Annotated in this window: 19 protein-coding genes; 4 read left to right on the top strand and 15 right to left on the bottom strand. The window is 34.5% G+C overall.

Annotated elements, in window-relative coordinates:
• Positions 1 to 609 precede the first annotated feature (609 nt).
• From BJ095_RS06095 to BJ095_RS06045, 11 genes are all read right to left on the bottom strand, one after another.
• Positions 610 to 1605 (bottom strand): hypothetical protein, encoded by a 996-nt coding sequence (locus tag BJ095_RS06095; protein ID WP_107933367.1) that lies wholly within the window; start codon positions 1603 to 1605, stop codon positions 610 to 612.
• A gap of 78 nt (positions 1606 to 1683) precedes the next feature.
• Positions 1684 to 2517 carry an MBL fold metallo-hydrolase gene (locus BJ095_RS06090; RefSeq protein ID WP_107933365.1) on the bottom strand — a complete coding sequence of 278 codons (834 nt, stop codon included), beginning with the start codon at positions 2515 to 2517 and terminating at the stop codon, positions 1684 to 1686.
• A 201-nt stretch (positions 2518 to 2718) separates the two neighbouring features.
• The gene (locus BJ095_RS06085) at positions 2719 to 4428 is read right to left on the bottom strand and encodes a methyl-accepting chemotaxis protein (protein WP_107933363.1); all 1710 of its coding nucleotides are present in this window, start codon (positions 4426 to 4428) and stop codon (positions 2719 to 2721) included.
• 446 nt (positions 4429 to 4874) lie between these two features.
• Positions 4875 to 5156, bottom strand: coding sequence for a hypothetical protein (locus BJ095_RS06080; protein ID WP_107933361.1), 282 nt, complete (start codon positions 5154 to 5156; stop codon positions 4875 to 4877).
• A gap of 385 nt (positions 5157 to 5541) precedes the next feature.
• Positions 5542 to 5745 (bottom strand): hypothetical protein, encoded by a 204-nt coding sequence (locus tag BJ095_RS06075; RefSeq protein WP_107933359.1) that lies wholly within the window; start codon positions 5743 to 5745, stop codon positions 5542 to 5544.
• Positions 5746 to 5854: 109 nt separating this feature from the next.
• Positions 5855 to 7801 carry an elongation factor G gene (locus BJ095_RS06070; RefSeq protein WP_107933357.1) on the bottom strand — a complete coding sequence of 649 codons (1947 nt, stop codon included), beginning with the start codon at positions 7799 to 7801 and terminating at the stop codon, positions 5855 to 5857.
• Positions 7802 to 8015: 214 nt separating this feature from the next.
• The gene (locus BJ095_RS06065; protein ID WP_107933355.1) at positions 8016 to 9521 is read right to left on the bottom strand and encodes an acetyl-CoA hydrolase/transferase family protein; all 1506 of its coding nucleotides are present in this window, start codon (positions 9519 to 9521) and stop codon (positions 8016 to 8018) included.
• 152 nt (positions 9522 to 9673) lie between these two features.
• A complete protein-coding gene (locus tag BJ095_RS06060) occupies positions 9674 to 10330 on the bottom strand; it encodes a ribonuclease H family protein (RefSeq protein ID WP_107933353.1) in 657 nt (218 codons plus the stop codon).
• A 150-nt stretch (positions 10331 to 10480) separates the two neighbouring features.
• Positions 10481 to 10681, bottom strand: a complete 201-nt coding sequence (locus BJ095_RS06055) for a spore coat protein (RefSeq protein ID WP_107933351.1) — start codon at positions 10679 to 10681, stop codon at positions 10481 to 10483.
• A 249-nt stretch (positions 10682 to 10930) separates the two neighbouring features.
• Positions 10931 to 11356, bottom strand: coding sequence for a spore coat protein (locus tag BJ095_RS06050; RefSeq protein WP_107933349.1), 426 nt, complete (start codon positions 11354 to 11356; stop codon positions 10931 to 10933).
• A gap of 26 nt (positions 11357 to 11382) precedes the next feature.
• Complete coding sequence (locus BJ095_RS06045; RefSeq protein WP_235867589.1) at positions 11383 to 11850, bottom strand: spore coat protein; 468 nt, start codon at positions 11848 to 11850, stop codon at positions 11383 to 11385.
• Between the two features lie 465 nt (positions 11851 to 12315).
• On the opposite strand from BJ095_RS06045, the gene BJ095_RS06040 reads away from it, so the two are divergent.
• The 4 genes from BJ095_RS06040 (at position 12316) to BJ095_RS06025 (ending at position 15503) form a co-directional block, all read left to right on the top strand.
• On the top strand, positions 12316 to 12600 hold the full coding sequence (locus BJ095_RS06040) for a DUF3219 family protein (RefSeq protein ID WP_107933347.1): 285 nt from the start codon (positions 12316 to 12318) through the stop codon (positions 12598 to 12600).
• Positions 12601 to 12617: 17 nt separating this feature from the next.
• Positions 12618 to 13616 carry an LLM class flavin-dependent oxidoreductase gene (locus BJ095_RS06035; RefSeq protein ID WP_107933345.1) on the top strand — a complete coding sequence of 333 codons (999 nt, stop codon included), beginning with the start codon at positions 12618 to 12620 and terminating at the stop codon, positions 13614 to 13616.
• A 35-nt stretch (positions 13617 to 13651) separates the two neighbouring features.
• Entirely contained in the window at positions 13652 to 14263 is a 612-nt protein-coding gene (locus tag BJ095_RS06030) for a methyltransferase (protein ID WP_107933343.1), read from the top strand.
• A 235-nt stretch (positions 14264 to 14498) separates the two neighbouring features.
• Positions 14499 to 15503: a nucleoid-associated protein gene (locus BJ095_RS06025; protein ID WP_107933341.1), complete on the top strand. Its 1005-nt coding sequence runs from the start codon at positions 14499 to 14501 to the stop codon at positions 15501 to 15503.
• A 198-nt stretch (positions 15504 to 15701) separates the two neighbouring features.
• On the opposite strand, the gene BJ095_RS06020 is transcribed toward BJ095_RS06025, so the two are convergent.
• From BJ095_RS06020 to BJ095_RS06005, 4 genes are all read right to left on the bottom strand, one after another.
• The gene (locus BJ095_RS06020; RefSeq protein ID WP_107933339.1) at positions 15702 to 16007 is read right to left on the bottom strand and encodes an ArsR/SmtB family transcription factor; all 306 of its coding nucleotides are present in this window, start codon (positions 16005 to 16007) and stop codon (positions 15702 to 15704) included.
• 38 nt (positions 16008 to 16045) lie between these two features.
• A complete protein-coding gene (gene arsC / locus BJ095_RS06015) occupies positions 16046 to 16468 on the bottom strand; it encodes an arsenate reductase (thioredoxin) (RefSeq protein WP_107933337.1) in 423 nt (140 codons plus the stop codon).
• A 14-nt stretch (positions 16469 to 16482) separates the two neighbouring features.
• Positions 16483 to 17778, bottom strand: a complete 1296-nt coding sequence (locus BJ095_RS06010) for an arsenic transporter (protein WP_107933335.1) — start codon at positions 17776 to 17778, stop codon at positions 16483 to 16485.
• A gap of 174 nt (positions 17779 to 17952) precedes the next feature.
• A complete protein-coding gene (locus tag BJ095_RS06005; protein WP_107933333.1) occupies positions 17953 to 19452 on the bottom strand; it encodes a malate:quinone oxidoreductase in 1500 nt (499 codons plus the stop codon).
• Positions 19453 to 19585 lie beyond the last annotated feature (133 nt).

The raw sequence follows: 19585 nt of genomic DNA, 5'->3' as shown, positions 1-19585 counted from the left end.
CTGTGCAGATATGAAAGCTTTAAAGTTTCATATCCACTAAAAACAATTTTGATGTTTGCTATCAGTGATTTCGCCACAAATTATGGTAGTTATCTAAGCTTTGGTTTTATTTACTATTGTTAAACCTTCATAGTATATAGACTTAAGGTAATTATACCTAGCTCTAAGCAAATAAAAAGCACAAAGCGTCCTTATGACAAGGACGTCTTTGTGCAAAATAGACGTGGTACCACCTTAGTTTGATAATTGCAAAGCTTTTAGTCTTAGCTAGCGACATTTCACGCAACTACCCTCTAGCGTTTGTAACGAAAACGACTCGGCAAGTTTGGCTTGCACCTCCGTGATAGGTTTCAACAAGAAGCGGTGATATAGCTCTCAGCAATTACTATATTTTCTGTCTCACATTTCTTATCTACTTGGTCACATCATAGATTATTCCATATTGTTTATACTGTATCAAATTAAAGGAAATAATTCAATCTATGTGAAATATTTTCTTTTAATGGTGGTTCATATGAATAAGGAGGATTTATGAGCGTTTACGCGATTTATATATGCTCAAATAAAAACCACGACTGCTTAAGATAGCATTCGTGGTTTCAATTATGTTTAGTTTTTGATTTTTTGAAAATAGGCAGCGGAGCTTTGAAAAACCTTTTCTACTCTTTCTTCTAAGGAATTAGTACGTTCAAACAGAACCGCTCGTAGATGATCAACCTGTCGTAGCATTTTCTCCAATAGACCTTCATGATTATCGACACGGTTTAATACATCTTTTTGAGTCTCTTCGATATTTGACATTTGAGCTACGATTTGCTGATTAAACTCATTTTGATCTACCAAGTGAAGTTCGATTTTTTCATTTGCAGCTACAACCTGTTCTATTCGGAAAATTAAAGCTTCATTTAGCGCAGTAAAATCTGCTATCATTTTCACAACTTCTTTATGTTCATCACCAACACCATTGAGTTGTTGAACCATTTCCTTTTGAGATTGACTTATTTTATTTACTTCCTCGAGCAAGTCATTTTGGATACGTTGATCAATTTGGCTTACTTGCTGAAGCACTTCATTTTCAATTCGTTGATCAATCTGTGCTACCTGCTGAAGTACCTCATTTTCAATTCGTTGATCAATCTGATTTACCTGCTGAAGCACCTCATTTTCAATTCGTTGATCAATCTGTGCTACCTGCTGAAGTACTTCATTTTTAATATTTTGATCAATTTGGTTTACTTGCTGAAGTAACTCATTATGAATGCGTTGGTCGTAATTAATGGTTTGCTGCATGATGCTGTTTTGGTCTTCTAATTTTTCTAACCAATCAATTACTTGATGATCCATTGCTTCTTGATACTCTTGATGCTCCTTAATCTCATTCACTCGTTTATCTAATTTCTTATATTGGATAGACTGATGTTGATTCCAATCATTTTGTGAAAGCTGCATATGAACAAAACTATGTTGTAATTTTCGATTTTCAACTATTTGTTGCTCGAGTAACTCTGACAAATAGTCGCGCCGGAATTCAACCTGATTTGGTTCTGGAATTGGTTGGGTATTTCTAAACACTCCTGGGTGCTCTTTGTTGATGTAAATTCCCACTTAATGGACACCCCCCTTTTTACACCTCTATAGTTTATGCGGCATTCGCCTGGGAGGGTACAAAAGAAAGAAATCCATCTATCCTTTATGTGTTTGTTTTGCTTTTAGTTGAAGCTCTTGTTTAATTAATGCAACATTATCGTTATGACTTTTTATCTGATCTTCCTTATATTTATAGCCGTGAATTAAAAACTCATGGTCTAGATTGTTACTAATAGTATTTCGAAGCTCTTGGATATAGCGGTATGAAAGTACTTTTCTAAAGATGATTTCTTCCATTATATCAGTAGCCGTTCCATGACCAGGAACTAGCAGTTTGATATTATGCGAGCTTAGTATCTTATCCGTTTTTCCAATCGTTTGTTCATATTTCTCACTATTATCATAAATAAATGGAAATTCTACGTCCGATAAATAATCTCCTGCAATCCAGACTCCTAACGGTTCTACCACTACGAAAATTCCGTCATTTGTATGACCTTCCGCTTTATAAAAAGTAAGCTTCGTATTTTTAATTACGAGCTCTTGGCCATCCTCCAATACTGGGATATCTACAGAAGGAAATTGTAAAGGATAACTGCGATCTAAATAATATTGGTCATCAAATTGAAAAATTTGATTTACAATTTCATTTTTATCTTCTCTCTTATTAAACTCTTCACTAGCAATTACGATTGCATCGTCAAAAGCTCCGTAACCAACAATATGATCCCAGTCAGAATGAGTAAAAATTAAATAAATTTGCTTATCTTCCTTGAATTTATCTACATGCTGCCGAATTTCAACCACTTCATCTGGAAGTAAATTTGGATCGACTACTAGTATGCAATCTTCTGTTCGAATAACAAGGGATGTGGTTTTATATAGTACGCTTTGAAAAACTGTTACATTATTAGTTTGATATTTTATCAAATAGCTTCACCCCTAATACTTCTAATTATCTTCTAGAATTTCCATTTGAAAAACTAGCTTTACATTATATTTTTTTTGTAAAAAGACTTAGTATTTTTTCATATTAAAAGAAGTGTACGCATCATTTACATGACGGTACACTTTTATTTATGCTTGATTCTATTATTCTACTACTAATTTTGGAAAACTTCTTAATTTTTTCTATTTCACTTTAAAAGTTTTTACAAAGCGCTCTAGTTCTTCGGCCATATGTGTTGATTCATTAGAACGATTCGATATTTCTTGAATGCTAGCAGATGTTTCTTCAGAAGCTGCTGCAATATTATTCATCGTATTTTCAATCTCATGAATTGAATGAGCTAACTCTTGAATTCTTGTAACAATATCATCTGACTTAGCAGTTTCAGTTGATAATAATCGAGATATTGTAGTAATCTCTTCAACTGTTTCAGAAACGGCCGTATAAATATTGTGTAAGGCATTTGTTGTTAATTGAACAGTCTGGCTACCTTTTTCAATATATTTTTCGTTTTCCTGAGAAGAAACTAATACATTGCCAATACGTACCATAATATCTTTTACTAGCTTCTCGACTTCATTTACTTCTGTATTAGATTGTTCTGCTAGTTTACGAACTTCCTCGGCAACTACCGCAAATCCCTTCCCGTGCTCACCAGCTCTTGCTGCCTCAATTGAAGCATTTAAAGCAAGTAAGTTCGTTTGTGATGCGATTCCAGAAATCGTTGTTGTAATATGTTGAATTTTTTCCGCCGATTCAACAAGCTGCTGAATTGTACTACTAACATCTTGAGAACCGTTGCGGATTTTTTCCATATCTAGACGAATTTCCTTCGCGCGGTCTTCACCTTGTGCTGCAATTTTCATTGTTTTGTTTGAGTTTTCTACTGTACTATCAGCTTTACTCTTCATGCTTTGTAGGTCTTCAGCTAGTCTAGTTAAGGAATGGGAAGCATTATCCGCATGATGCATACCATCCGTCATTGCACTCGACACTTCATCAATATTGGACGTTACTACCTGCATTGAATCATTAATTTCAGTTAATGAGCTTGCAGTTTCATTGGCATTTCCAGTGATTTGATGAGAAGTGGAGCTCATCGTAGCAATCATTTCTTGTAGCTTAGAAGTCATTGCATTGAGTGTATTCGCTAAATCACCAATCTCATCCTTACTTTTAACCGTTGTCGGTTCAACAGTTAAGTTGCCATCTGTAATTTCTTTTGCCTGAGCGATTAATAGAGAAATTGGTCTTGTTTTACGGCGAATTAAAAATGCGGTTACAACTGTTGCAAGAAGCATTGGAATTAGACTTAAGAGAATTCCTCCACTCACAACTCCCCATGTACGTTCTGTTACAATTTCCGCATTAAAATCAATCGCACTAATGGCGATAATTTCCTTTGAAGGATCATGATCTTCATAGATTGGTGCATAACCAGTAAGTCGTTCAATACCCGCAAATTTATAGGGGTCAGAATATGTAGGATGCCCCATTTCTAAAAGCATTTCAACAGCTTTCTTGTCATATTCGAAGGAATCGCCAGGTTTAAACCCTTGTTCTCTTAAATTATCATCTAGTGCTATTAAATTTCCATTTAAATCAATAATATATTGATTTTCAAAAATTTCTTTATGAGCTGTTGTCCAATTAAGTTGTTCACTAATGTTAGTCTCTGCAGCAGCATCGCCAGAAATTGCTTTTACTAGCTCCGCTGGATTAATAAGACCCGTCGTGATATTTGCACAGCCATATGCTTCCACACCTGCTGCATCGTATAGTTTATCGTAAGCAGTTTTGTATGTAGCAACTGATGTAATAAAAATCATTACAACGAGAATGCCTGCAATAATGATGCCAAGCTGGAATGTTAACGAATTTTTGAATTTCATTTTTTCACACCTTCTATTTCTTCAATAATAAAATCTATCTTACTACTAAAAGATGTATCTTAAAAGCATGTTTTAAAATTTAATCTAACTCTTTTAAGAACCTTAGTATTCACATCATTAAATTGACTAATTAATCAAAAAAACATCATTCTTTTCTACCTATTACATGTGAATCGGTAAATTTAATTAACATATAATCTGAATTTTATAGATAAATAAACCTAAACTTCTACCTTTGTATTATCGAACACCTATAGAGAAAATTAATAGGTAATTTAAAATTATTATTTCGAAATAAGAACCAACCTTGAACACTCCAAATCTTTTCTAATAAGAAATTAAACGCACGAGAAATTTTATATAGAAAACACCAAGAGGAGGTAGATTAAAAAGCATATTAAAAGCCCCCACTTTGGAAAGTAGGAGCTTTTACATTTATACGAGTATTAATTTGATTGTTCTTTTGGTGGTTCTACGATTCCTAAGCACCAAGTGAAGTTATCCCAAGCAGAATACCAGCCGTTAAACAGTTCAGAAGAGTCATCCCAACGAACTTCGAATTTCTTTTTCCCTTCAGAGTCGATTAAATAAAGGGCAAGAGTCGGGTCTACTTTAGATACAGCTAATTTCATGCCTTCTTGTTGTTGTTCTTCAGTGAATTCAACATCTGATACTGAACGAACCTGTGCTTGTTCAAATACTGGTTTGTTAATAATTTTATAGTTCATCATAAGCCTCCAATAAAACTTTCTCTTCCTGATGAGTCCTTATTTCAAAGAAAATAACAGGACCATGAAAGTATATCTTATATTCAATTAGCAATTAAAACAACCCAAACAATGTGGTTATGCCATTCAATTATTTTAACATAAATAGTGACTTACTTACATTCCACTTTTTATTTTTTATCTAAAATAATTAAATTATAATGTTTTTTGTGTATTGAAATAAATTGCTAATTAAAATAAAACTATAGAAAAGCTCGAAAGTCATTCCTAATTAATTCCATTTTAACATAGTTTTGATATTTAACAAATTAGTCGATATTGAAATTATATCAATTAAATACTAAAAAGCAGCGTTAATTGTGATTTAACACTGCTCTTAGAAATTTTAAGTTAGTGGTTCATTTTTCATTCTTTGTATTTGATGCTTTCTACGTTCATTCTTTTCCTGTAGGTTCTCTAGCTCTTCTTCACCAGCAAATTCCATGCTAATTTCTGCTTCGCGCATATTGTCTTTTGTATTGTTAATCATTTCTTCTTTACTAACAAATTTTTTAGGTCTTCCTGGGACAGATTGTGGGTTTTGTTTCATAGAAATAACCTCCTAATTTTAAATTACAAAATTAGTTTGTTTTTCTTTGTTCCATTTATACTTCATTTAAATAATACTGTAGCTTTTGGATAAAATAATCAACGTATCATCATTTAATACAGTGCATAGCTTCTTTAGCTTCATACCATGGAACAGAATAACCCTTCCCTTTCGCGCAAAAAATACTTGAGGAGGAATATTCGGGATCTGCGTTTTTTTCATAGCCAATTTTTTCGATGACTTCATCCTGGTTATGACATATTTCAAATCCGTTAAACTGAAGTGATAATACGCCTTTCCCATTCGTATATGCTGCAAAAGTTGTACTGTAATTCATAAAAGTCGATACAGGTGCTTTACCAATGATAGTAACTTGTTCTTCAGTCATAGTAGGTGTTTCAAACGTGCCGCTTGCTTGTTGAATATCAGTCAGTATGCGCCCCATAAATTCTGTGGAAGCTTTTATTTTATAACGGTAATAAGGTTCTAATACTACATTCTCTGCTTGTTCAAGTCCTTGGCGCAGTGCACGGAAAGTTGCTTCTCTAAAGTCGCCACCTTCTGTATGCTTGTTATGTGCTCTGCCAGTTAATAAGGTAATGGAAATATCCGTGATTGGATACCCTGTAAGTAAACCATGGTGATCTTGTTCAAATAAATGCTTTTCAATTAATCGTTGATGCCCGAAAGACAAATTATCTGCATGGCATTCATTTTTAAATTGAATTCCCGATCCTCTTGGAGCTGGCTCCATTTTCAAATGCACTTCTGCATAATGCTTCAACGGCTCAAAGTGACCATAACCAACACAGCTACTTTGAATTGTTTCCATATATAAAATTTTGGGCTCTTCAAAACGGACATCAATTCCAAAACGCTCTTTCGTCACTTCAAGAAGTACCTCTAATTGAATAATCCCCATTACATGTACGTTAATTTCTTGGAACTTCTCATTCCATACGACCTTTAAAGTAGGTTCTTCTGCCTCTAATATACGGAAATAGCGAAGAATCTCTTTGATATGCTCTGAGCAATTGTATACAACCTTAGCTTGAAGTGTTGGCACAAGCTCAAACTCCCCTTGAGGAGAATTTTCACAGCCGATTATGTCTCCAATTTGAGGGTTCGTAAATCCCTTAACCGCAAAGAGTTCACCGGCTTCTACTTCTTGTACCGATTCATAACGCGTTCCGTTATACAATCTAATTTCAGTCACTTTTTCTGTTTCCTCACCAAATGTAAACTCTTCACGTACCTTTAATGTCCCCTGCAAAGCTTTAATGAAAGTAATTCGTTGATTTTTTTCATCATGTCTAATTTTAAATACTTGTCCTTTGAACGTTTTGCTATTGTCAAAATTAGTTGTAGTTAGAATTGACAGCTGTTCAAAAAATTCCATTATTCCTATATCTTTAAGAGCAGAACCTGTCATACACACAAAGGCTTGTTCTTTTTTTAGCATTGAAAGGAATGCTGAGAAATATGCAGAGACATCTAGCGCTCCCTCCATATATTGCTCTAATAAATCTTCATCTCTTTCTGCTATCCATTCAATAATAGATTCAGGCATATTCTCTAGTGTGATTTTCTCTTGAAGTAAAACGGCATCCTCTGATAATTCCTTTTGAATTGACGCCATGACACCATCAATGTCTGCACCTTCACGGTCAATTTTATTAATAAAGATAAAGGTAGGGACATGATATTGTCTCAAAAGATTCCATACTGTTTCAGTGTGCCCTTCTATTCCATCTACAGCACTAATGATTAATATAGCGTAATCCATGACACTAATCGCTCTCTCCATTTCTGGTGAAAAATCGACATGTCCAGGTGTATCGATCAAGGTATATGTATCGCCTTTGTAGTGAATCCTTCCCTGTTCAGCGAAAATCGTAATGCCACGCTGGCGTTCAATGGAATGATTATCTAAATATGCATCCTTATGATCCACTCGGCCTCTTTCTTTAATGCTTTCTGTATGATATAGCAGCTGCTCTGAAAAAGTTGTTTTTCCAGCATCCACATGAGCAAGTACACCAATAGTTTTATACATGTAATCCCACTTTCTAGCTGTTGTTCGATATCATGATTGTAGCAAATAATTGATGGTAGATTAAATAAATAGAATTTTATCTAGAATACTTACCTAGGGATTGAGTTATTTATACATATATTAATGAAGGAGATGCATTTAATTGAAATTTAGATATAAAAAACCCCCTCTATTAAATTTTTATTAATAAAAAGGGGTTTATGATTTATAATTCTTATAGCTTCATCGTTCCTGTTTTCGCTGCATTTACGTGCCAAGAAAGCGCTTTTTCTAGGTTGTGTGGTGTTTGGGCATTACCTGTTAAAGCTACTGCTTCGTTATAATAATCCCAAAGCTGTTGTTTAAAATCTGGATGGACACAGTTTTCAATAATTAAAGGAACGCGTTCTTTAGGTGCCAAGCCGCGTAAATCCGCAACACCCTGTTCTGTTACTATAACATGCACATCATGCTCAGTATGATCGTGATGGGCAACCATCGGTACGATTGAAGACAGCTTCCCGCCCTTTGCATAGGACTTCGTAACAAAAATACTTAATCTAGAATTACGGGTAAAGTCACCAGATCCACCAATACCATTCATCATTTTAGTTCCACCAACATGAGTTGAGTTTACGTTTCCATAAATATCAGCTTCTAAAGCAGCATTTATTGCGATTAATCCTAAACGACGGATGACTTCTGGATGATTTGAAATTTCCTGTGGCCGAAGGATAATCTTATCAGAATAATTTTTAATATTACCATAGACTTTTTTCTGCAGTTCCTCGGATATCGTTATAGAGGTACATGATGCAAAGGAAACCTTACCTGCATCTATTAAGTTAAATACTGCATCCTGCAACACTTCAGAGAAAATTACTAAATCTTCAAATTCAGAATCTTTAAATCCTTCTAATACAGCGTTAGCAACAGAACCAACCCCTGATTGCAATGGCGCTAATTTGTTTGTAAGACGACCGGCTTTGATTTCACTTCTTAGGAAATCTAGCAGATGGTTTGCCATCTCTTGCGTTTCATCGTCTGGCTCTACAATTAGGGATGGTGCATCCTGCTCATTAGAAATTACAATGGCTTTTATTTTGTCCGAATCAAACTTAATGCCAATATCCCCAATTCGGTCTGTAGGGCTTAAAATTGGAATTGGTTTTCTATCACCTTGCATTTGTGGAACATATATATCATGTACCCCAACCAATGAATCCGAATGAGCTAAATTTAACTCCACAATAATATTTTTCGCATGCTCTACAAAAATTGGCGAGTTTCCAACTGATGTGGTTGGCACCAGGTAGCCTTCACTTGTAATTGCAGTAGCTTCAATAATGGCAAAATCAATTGGACCAATAATCCCTTGACGTACTAGCTCTGCATTATGTGAAAGATGAGCATCTACATATAATACTTCACCAGTATTAACTAAATTTCGAATGACAGAATCTCCTTGGTAAGGGCCACGTTTTCGAATGCCTCCTGCCTGTGCTAGAATTTGGTCCACTTCTGGACCTAGAGAAGCACCAGTATAGACATCAATTTTTAACTTTTCATTTTTTGCACGTTCTGCTAAAGCTAAAGGAACTACCTTTGCATCCCCTGCTCGTGTAAAGCCGCTCATCCCAACAATTGCACCATTTTGAATAAAGGCAGCAGCTTCTTCTGCTGACATAACCTTACTAACTAAGTTACTTATTCCAATTCTTTTAACAACTGCTTCTTCCATTTCATCTCCCCCTATTCTCATAAAATAAAAAAATAATAGATTCTCTCACCCATTTTATTTATGCTAATAGAAGTAAAATTAGACCTAAAGGAGGAGAAAAATAGGAAAACGTCTGAAGTTTACATAATAATATTATCTTATAATCACGGTGGTTATTGGAGCTCTATTTGTCCTGTAATACCCACTCCTTGTAAGCTTTGAGTAGCTAGTCTATCTGCTTCAGAGTTTAATTTTCTTGGCACTAGCTCAAATTCTGGAGTAATACCGAGCTCATTTAGCTTTTCATCAATTCGATCTGCCCAGCTTGATAAATCTTTCTCGTATGCTGGCCACTCGCCGTTCATCTGATTAATTACAACTTGTGAATCTCCCAAAAATTGAACAGTTTGATGATGTACATCTAACAAATCCAACTCGACAATAGCTAAATGGAGTGCAGCGTATTCTGCTTCATTATTAGAATTTAACCCCGAAGCCGGTGCATTGCGCCTTAACCTATACGATTTTCCATTTTGTTCATAATATATAGCAATCCCTAATCCGGCATTTTTCGTTTGAATATCATAGCCACCATCAAAATATACTCGAACATTATGTGGTTCTGTATCAATTTCTTTAATGTATTTTTTGAGTTCTTTCGCCAACCATGTACTATCATTTTGGTCTATAAACTGTAACTTTTTTGCTCTTCCCGTTTTCTCTAAATCTTCCCCAATACTTAATGCATGGGCAGGCGGCATTTCATCGGAGCGGAATACTGTTTCAATACCATTCTTTGTTTTATATGTCCATTCAATTGTAATTTTCATGGAAACCCTCCTAAAATATCCTACTTACTGATATTATGACCCATACTTAGATAATTTCAACCTGTAGGTATTTATAATAGAAGGAAAACTATTCTATTTGATGAACTCCTAAAAAAAAAACGCCTCATTCTCGAGGCGTTTTAGTAGTCCTTATTCCTTTTTATCTGGTGATTGATTTACAAATGAGTCTACTTGCGTTTTTAATTCCTCTACTAAGTCTTTAATTGCTTTTTTTTGTTCGTCATTTAAGTTAGACTTGGCACTATCAATATTAACGTTGTTTTTTCGTAATACTTCACTTACAAGTAAGTCAACAACCTTATTCGGGATAGCCTTTGGATTTTCACTCATATGATCACTCCTTTTCGAATTTCCCGTTTTTTATCAGTATATGCAAACCAGATAGAAACGGATGGATTTTTGTATTCTTATACACAAAAAACTAATAATTTACCACCTAATAAATAATTCGAAATGAATGATGACATTAAACAAATTGTTCTGTAAAAGAATATTCCACGCAACATATGGGTTTCATTAACGTTGCGTGGAATACTTTTTTTAAAATGTTTCAAAGAACTACAATATTATATTCAATTCCTATAACACATCTAATCTAGCTACAATAGCAACTAGGATTTGAAGTAGTGCTTGAATATTTACAGCTATGTCAGTATCAGTTGTTTTTACCTTGACGTGTTTGCTGCCTTCAATAATTGTTTTTTGCCTATTACTCTGTTTAGTTTTCATAAACTGTTTTAAGTCTTGAGCCACGTTATTCCCTTGATCGTTATCACCAATAGTTATACTGATAACTGCGACGATCGCTGCTTGAATACCTAGTTGTAGATTTAAAGCAACTTGCGTATCTGTAGTTGTTACTTCAACACCTTCAGAATCCCTAACAATAATCCATTCGTTGGATTCTTGCTTTGTTATTTGTTTTTGTGTATTCTCTTGATCAACATCTGCATCATTTTTGTGGTCGTCACAATGGTCTAAAGCTCTCCACTTAGTTTCTGCCATTATATTCCCCTCCTTTTTATATGAAATTAAAGTACATCAATTCTCACTACTAATGTAAGTAGTACATCTAATAAAGCCTGAATGTTCAGTGATAAATCAGTATCTGTTGTGTGAATATCAACATCTTTACTGTTTTCAATATAAATTCTTTGTTTGTTTGATTGCTCGTCATCAAATTTTTGGAAGATTTCTTGAGCTACTGCACGGCCTTGTTCTGAATCTCCAAGAGAAATGCTAATTACTAAGGCAATAGCAAGCTGTAATCCTACTTGAAGAGAAACAGCACCCTGAGTATCAGTAGTGCTTACATTAACATTGCAAGAATCTTTAATCCAAATTAATTCATCTGATTCTTGTTCCATTAAAAAGATTTGATCATACCCTTGGTCAACTAAAGCATCCTCACTATTGTTATCTCTCATATACCTTACCTGTCTATTGTCCATAGCCATTACTGATTCCATTACCATCACAGATTCAGTTTCCATAGCCATCACACTTTCCTCCTCCATTGATCCACAAGGAGTATAGCAGTGCTTACAATTCATTTTTCTCTTTGAATTTTTTTGATTACACTTTGTACAATTCCAACGTCCCATTTATGTCTCCTCCTTTCCTGGTAGATTCAAGCTGTAACCTATTATCAACTTGACATTAATAGAATATGGATATTTAAATAGTTGGTATAGTTGAATATCATCATTATTAAAATTTTCTATAAAGTTTTTAATAGCCTATTTTTTGAATAGCAAAGGATAGTAAGGTAAATCACTAGGCTATTAGAGTAATTTAACCGGGATATGGCAAATGCTATAGATTTGATATTGAATGTTTACAATAAGGACATTTATCTCTAATTTTTATGACAGAAGTCTAGTTTCTAACAATCCCTTTAATTTGCTCTACCATTTCATACAGTGATATGATTCTCTATATTATTTTCTAAAGGAGGCATTTTTTTGGTTAATAAAATTACATTAAATGATACGGTTATCGGAATAGAGAAATATGAAGAAGTAACTATATCTGGTTTACATAAAATAATTATCGATTTTAAAGTGACAAGTGAGGATTATCATGACATCTCAACCCTTTTATATGAAGGAATCTTTAATATTAGTGTTCCTGAAAAGGGCTTATCATTTAAAGGAGCAATTCAAGAATACTCAACTTCTATTACAAATCTTTATGAAAACGGGCAGGTTGGAGATTATCATGTGTCTTTACTAGAAGTGAAGGAATAAGAAAGAGGTGCACTCACATGAAGCTAAGTATATTAGATCAGTCCCCAATCTCTTCTAACCAAACTGCAGGTGATGCATTAACTGAATCACTCAAGCTTGCCGAAGCTTGCGACAAATTTGGCTATACAAGATACTGGATTGCCGAGCATCACGATTTACCAGGATTGGCATGCTCAGCCCCTGAAGTAATGCTAGGCTTAATAGGAGGAAAAACGAAAAATATTCGTATAGGTTGTGGTGCTGTTTTACTCCCCCATTACAAACCCTATAAGATTGCTGAAACTTATAATATGTTAGCTACCCTTTTTCCAGATCGAGTTGATATAGGAATTGGACGTTCACCAGGTGGCTCTGCTGAAGCAACAAATGCTTTGTCGGATAACTTTTTGCAGCAGGTATTTAAGATGGCAGACCTAGTTGATGAATTACTGCATTTTCTCAAGAACGACTTTCCTGAAGATCATCAATTCTCTAAAATTAAAGCTTCTCCTGTCCCACAAAAAACACCTATCCCTTGGATGCTGGGGACTAGTGCAAAAAGTGCTCAACTCGCTGCTAAAAATGGCTTACCCTATGCCTTTGGACAATTTATGAGTGATGTAGATGCTAATTTGATAATTGAAGAGTATTGTAAAACCTTTAAGTCCAATCAATTTGGAGAGGCTCCTAAAGTTTTACTAACAGTCCCTGTAATATGTGCAGCTACTGGTGAAAGAGCTGAGGAAATCGCCTGGAGCTCAATTATTTGGCAAATACTTCAGAACCGAGGAAAAGGTCAAAGAGTTCCTTCCATTGAAGAAGCAAAGGCAATCGAATTAACCGATAAAGAAAAAGACCATTTTAACACTGTAAAGCAAAAAATGATTATTGGTAACCCACAAGAGGTTAAAAATAATTTAGCTGAATTACAAGCTAAATATAATGTTGAGGAATTTATGATTCTTACAATCACTCACTCCCCAAATGAACGTATGGAATCCTATAAACTTTTAGCAGAAGAAATTTTAGGTTATTAGTTAATAATAGAGGCACTGATTGGAGATATACAGCTGTGAAGGAAGACTATTATGAAAAATTATTAAATATAAATACTAAAGGAACTAAAGGAGAGGTCAATCATTCACTCCACTACCATCCTTATGAGCCTACTCCTTATGCTGCTTTAGATGAGCTATTTAAGCACTATGAGGTTCAGTCAAGTGATTATATTGTTGATTTTGGCTGTGGCAAAGGACGGTTGAACATTTATCTAAATTACAAATTCAAAGTTCCTATAGTAGGAATTGAAATGAACAAAGCCTTTCTTGATGAAGCTATAAAAAATCGAGATAGCTACTTAAAAATAACAAATAGGAATCCAGAAACAATTCAATTCCACAATTGCTTAGCAGAAGATTATAAAATCCAAAATGCCGATAATCGATTTTATTTCTTTAATCCCTTCTCTGTACAAATTTTTATGAAGGTCTTAAACAATATTTTATTATCGGTTGAGATCAATAAACGAGAAATTGATTTAATCTTTTATTATGCTTCTGATGATTACAGATATTATTTAGAGCAGCATACCTCATTTGAATTGATAAAAGAAGTGCCGCTTCCAAAGCTTTATGGCAAAAACACTTACGAAAGATTTTTAATCTATCGTTTATCTCTAGCGTAAAAAATAAAAAACCGTTTTCCTATGTTAAGTGTAGCCAAACACCTAACGGAAAACGGTTTTTTATTTTGAATCACTTGTATTCTATAAATAATTATATAGTATTTTAAAATGAACGTATAGTTTAAAATGCTGATTTATCGTTGGCAATTATTAGCTTTATGAAAAGCTATGAAAATATTAAAGGTATATGTTATGGTATATTCTCTAGAGATTTTAATTTAGAAGGTGAATAAGAGTGTTAGAAGTAAGTGAAAGTAAGTTAACGCAGTACATCCTACATTATGTAAGTGATACATTAATTTTGGGTGAAGAAGCCTTTCCCCAGCCAGAAGTCTTGCTGGAAGCAGCCTTTACACAACTAGCATTTAACAAAATCGACTTAGACCAGCAATACGAATTTTTCCATGAAACAGATGTCAATTTAAACGAAATCTATACTTACGCAAAAAAGATATTTAATGATAATACTAGCTTCCTAGAACAATCTAATAATATCGCAAAGCATTTACATAGTGCATCCCAGCATCCAAATATTAAAAACGGTGAATTGTTTATCGGCTTGTTCAACAATTGCATTTGGAACAACGAAACAAAAAACGCCCTATCGATTGTTAAAATCGATGAAAAGGAAATCTTTTTAGACGTTAAAAACGATGAAAATAAAATGGTTGTTAATGGTATTGATGGGATTAACGTAAAGAAAATTAATAATGTAGCTGTCATAGTTGACATGGGCCCTGACGAGAAGCCAGCTGTATTTATTAAAACAAAAAGAAAAGAAGATGTTGTCTACTGGCAAGAACGCTTCTTAAAGATTAAAGTAGCAGATGAGGATTATCATAAAACTAATTTAGCTTTGACAGAGTGCAAGAAGTATATTTTAAAGGAAGAAAGCTTTACAAACACTGAAAAACTAGGCCTATTAAATAAAACTCTCGATTATTTTAGAAACGAAGAAGAATTCCACGTCGACAATTATATAGATTCGGTTTTCAAAAAGGCTGACTCAACACAAAAGGATATCATCGTCAATTCGGTAAAGCCATATGAAACGGTAATCTCTGAATTTGCTATTGAAAAGGCTGAAAAAACTTATAAACGTAAAATCAAGCTAGATTCCAATATCGAAATCCAAGTAAATGTCCAAAACATCGAACAGGTTGATGAGTTAATCGAAATTGGCTACGACGAGGCGACGAATCGTAAATATTATAAGATATATTTTGAGGAAGAAGCTTAAAAATGTGTTAGCAGGTATAGATTTTTTGAAGTAGCTAGATTATTGAAGAAAGTGGCTGGAATTCGACAAAAAGTGGCTAGTTTAAGCAATTAAATCCCAAAATAACACATAAAAGCAATTAACTCTCCCCTACAATTAAAAAAGCCGATTTTGTATCAACTCTTGTCGATACAAAATCGGCTATAATTATATATTTACCTAACACGAAGAACTTGGTCTACAATTACATAGTTCGCGTTCTTCTAATTGATCTAATACAGTTTTGATAATTGGAGATGGATTTTCAACAATTCTATAATGCTTCCAGGTTCCAAGCTTGCGTGCAGTAATAATGCCGGCTTCCTCTAATTTCTTTAGGTGCTGACTGACTGCTGGCTGAGAAATTCCTAACACATCTACAAAATCGCATACACAAACCTCTCCAGATTTTAAGCAGCTTAGAAGAGTTAAACGATTGGTATCTGATACTGCCTTAAGTTGTTTTTCCAGTAATTGAAGGTCCATACGTTCACCCCGTTTTATATTCTTTAACTACATATAAATCATTTTCCTGTTTTTGAAAAACGTTCGATTCTCTCGCCTATTTCATCACGAACTCGCTCAAAGAAAGCCCATTTTTCTTCTTCTGAGCCTTGTGCTTTTGCAGGGTCGTCAAATCCCCAATGCTCACGTTTTACATGAGGTGGTGTAACCGGACATTTATCGTTGGCATCCCCACATAAGGTAACTACTAAATCTGCGTTATTTAATGTTGCTAGGTCAATAATATCTGAAGTCTGTGAAGAAATATCTACTTCTATTTCTCTCATTGCTTTCACTGCATTTGGATTTACTCCATGTGCCTCAATTCCAGCACTTTTCACTTCCCACTCGTCAGCTGGTAGTAACTTTTTTGCCCAGCCTTCTGCCATTTGGCTTCTGCAAGAGTTCCCTGTACATAAGAAATATAGTGTTTTTTTCGACATGATAAAAGCTCCTTTTAGAATAGAATTAGCGTTATATACAGACCAACTAATGTGATAAATAGAATTGGTATTGTAAGAATGATTCCCGTTTTAAAATAAGTACCCCATGAAATTTTAACACCCTTTTGTGAAAGAACATGTAACCACACAAGTGTAGCTAAAGAACCTATCGGTGTAATTTTTGGTCCTAAGTCAGAGCCGATAACATTGGCGTAAATTAGAGCTTCTCTTACAATTCCAGTTGTGTTCGTTTCAGCAATTGCTAGTGCGTCAATCATAACAGTTGGCATATTATTCATGACAGAGGAAAGAATTGCAGCTATAAAGCCCATTGCAAGCGTTGCTACAAACAATCCTTGTTCAGCAAAATATTCTATAACTCCTGCTAAGGAATGTGTTAACCAAGCATTGCCAAGACCATACACAACTACATACATTCCTATTGAGAAAAATACAACATTCCATGGTGCACCCTTTACAACTTCTGCTGTATTTACAGCTTTGCTTTTTCTAGCCATCAATAAGAAGAATATTGCAATGATTCCCGCTACAAAGGAAACTGGGATTCCCATAAACTCGCTCGAAAAGTAACCTATTAATAACAATGCCATGACATACCAAGATAGCTGAAACATTTTTAAATCCTTAATAGCTTCTTTAGGCTGTCTTAATTTAGAAAGCTCATAATTTTTTGGAATACTTTTTCTGAAGTAAATTAAAAGCACTGTAATAGTTGCTACGAGTGAAAAGAGATTTGGTAGAAGCATTCTTGCTGCATATTCTAAAAATCCAATATTAAAGAAATCTGCAGATACGATGTTTACTAAATTACTAACTACAAACGGTAAAGATGTAGTATCTGCGATAAACCCACTTGCCATAATAAATGGGAAAATCATTTTTTCCTGGAAGTTCAAATTACGAACCATCGCCAATACTATTGGTGTTAAGATTAATGCCGCTCCATCATTTGCAAATAATGCAGCCACAATTGCCCCTAAAATACTGACATATACAAACATTTTAATGCCATTGCCCTTTGCAGCTCTAACCATATGTAATGCCGCCCATTCAAATAACCCGATTTCATCTAAAATCAATGAAATAAGGATAATGGCTACGAATGTGATTGTAGCGTTCCATGTGATTCCTACTACTTCCCCCACATCACCAAAATCTACAACACCTGCGACCAGTGCAACAATTGCTCCTGCACACGCAGTCCAACCAATATTAAGTCCTCTGGGTTGCCAAATAACGAAAATAAGTGTAACTAAAAAAATAAGTGTTGCTAAAACAGCTGTAAACAATGCAGAATTCCTCCTAAACCGTAAATATATCAAGTTATAAACAATATATAATTAACCTCTTATATAATAATTTACTTATATATTAAAATCAATTCAATTGTTTTGTTTAGACCTAAAAAAAACCATCAATCTGCAATATTATTCACAGATTGATGGTTCTATATCTATCGAAAATTAGTTGTGAACTACTTCTTTTTCATTTAGTCCAAGAACTTCTGAAGTTGAAGTAGAGATTTCATCAAATAATTTTTCGTTATCTGATAAATTTAGACCGTATGACGGAATCATTTCTTTAATTTTTGGCTCCCATTCTTTGATGCGATCTGGGAAGCATTTGTTCATAACGTCTAACATTACTTTTACAGCTGTAGATGCACCTGGAGATGCTCCAAGTAATGCAGCTACTGAACCATCAGCAGCAGTTACTACTTCAGTACCAAATTGAAGTGTTCCTTTTCCAGCATCTGTATCTTTAATAACCTGAACACGTTGTCCAGCTACGATAATTTCCCAATCTTCTAGTTTAGCGTTTGGAACAAATTCTTGTAGCTCTTCTAAGCGTTGTTCGTTTGATAACATTACTTGTTGAATTAAGTACTTAGTCAATGACATTTCCTTAACACCAGCAGATAACATTGTTAACAGATTATTAGGTTTAACTGAAGCAACTAAATCCATATTAGAACCAGTTTTTAGGAATTTAGGTGAGAAACCTGCAAATGGTCCAAATAATAATGATTTCTTACCATCGATAAAGCGTGTATCTAAGTGAGGTACAGACATCGGTGGTGCACCAACTTTAGCTTTTCCATAAACCTTACCATGATGTTGTTCTACGATTTCTTGATTATTACATACCATGAATAAACCACTTACAGGGAAACCACCGATATGTTTTGATTCAGGAATACCAGTTGCTTGTAATAATGGAAGACTTGCGCCACCAGCACCGATAAAGACAAATTTTGCTTTATGGTACTCCATTTTACAGCCATCTAAGTCATGCACTTTTACTTCCCACATGCCATCGTTTGAACGTTTAATATCAGCAACTGAATGCTTGTAGTTAACTTCAACGTTTTGTTTCACTAAGTGTTCGAAAAGCATACGTGTTAAAGCACCAAAGTTTACATCAGTACCACTGTCGATTTTAGTAGCCGCAAGAGGTTCGTTTCCTTCACGTCCATCCATTACTAGTGGCATCCACTCTTTTAGTTTTGCTGCGTCCTCAGTGTATTCCATACCTTTAAATAATGGACTAGCTGAAAGCGCTTCAAAACGTTTTCTTAAGAAGTTTACATCATCTTCTCCCATAACTAAGCTCATATGTGGGATTGCTTTAATGAAATCTTCTGGATTACTGATTAAGTTACTCTTTACAAGGTATGACCAGAATTGTCTTGAAAGCTGGAACTGTTCATTTACATCAATTGCTTTTATTATTTCAACTGTACCATCTGGTTTTTGTGGTGTGTAGTTTAGCTCACAAAGTGCAGCGTGCCCTGTACCAGCATTATTCCATTCGTTAGAACTTTCCTCACCTGGTTTGTCAAGTGATTCAAAAACCTTAATTTCCCAATCAGGTGCTAATTCTTTAAGCATTGTCCCTAAAGTCGCACTCATTACGCCAGCACCAATTAAGATAACGTCTGTTTTTTCATATCTAGTACTCATAATTACCTTCCTTATCTCCCCTATATTTGCAAAGATGTAGGTGATTCTTTCTAGGCGTAAACCTAAGAACCCACCTTCTCTGTATTAATTATAACCGTATAACATTATAATACATTTTTTCTTAGATTAAAAT

Source organism: Ureibacillus chungkukjangi, assembly GCF_003217295.1.
Classification (GTDB): domain Bacteria; phylum Bacillota; class Bacilli; order Bacillales_A; family Planococcaceae; genus Ureibacillus; species Ureibacillus chungkukjangi.
Note: the sequence above shows the minus strand (reverse complement) of the source record. Positions and strands in the feature narration are given on the sequence as shown.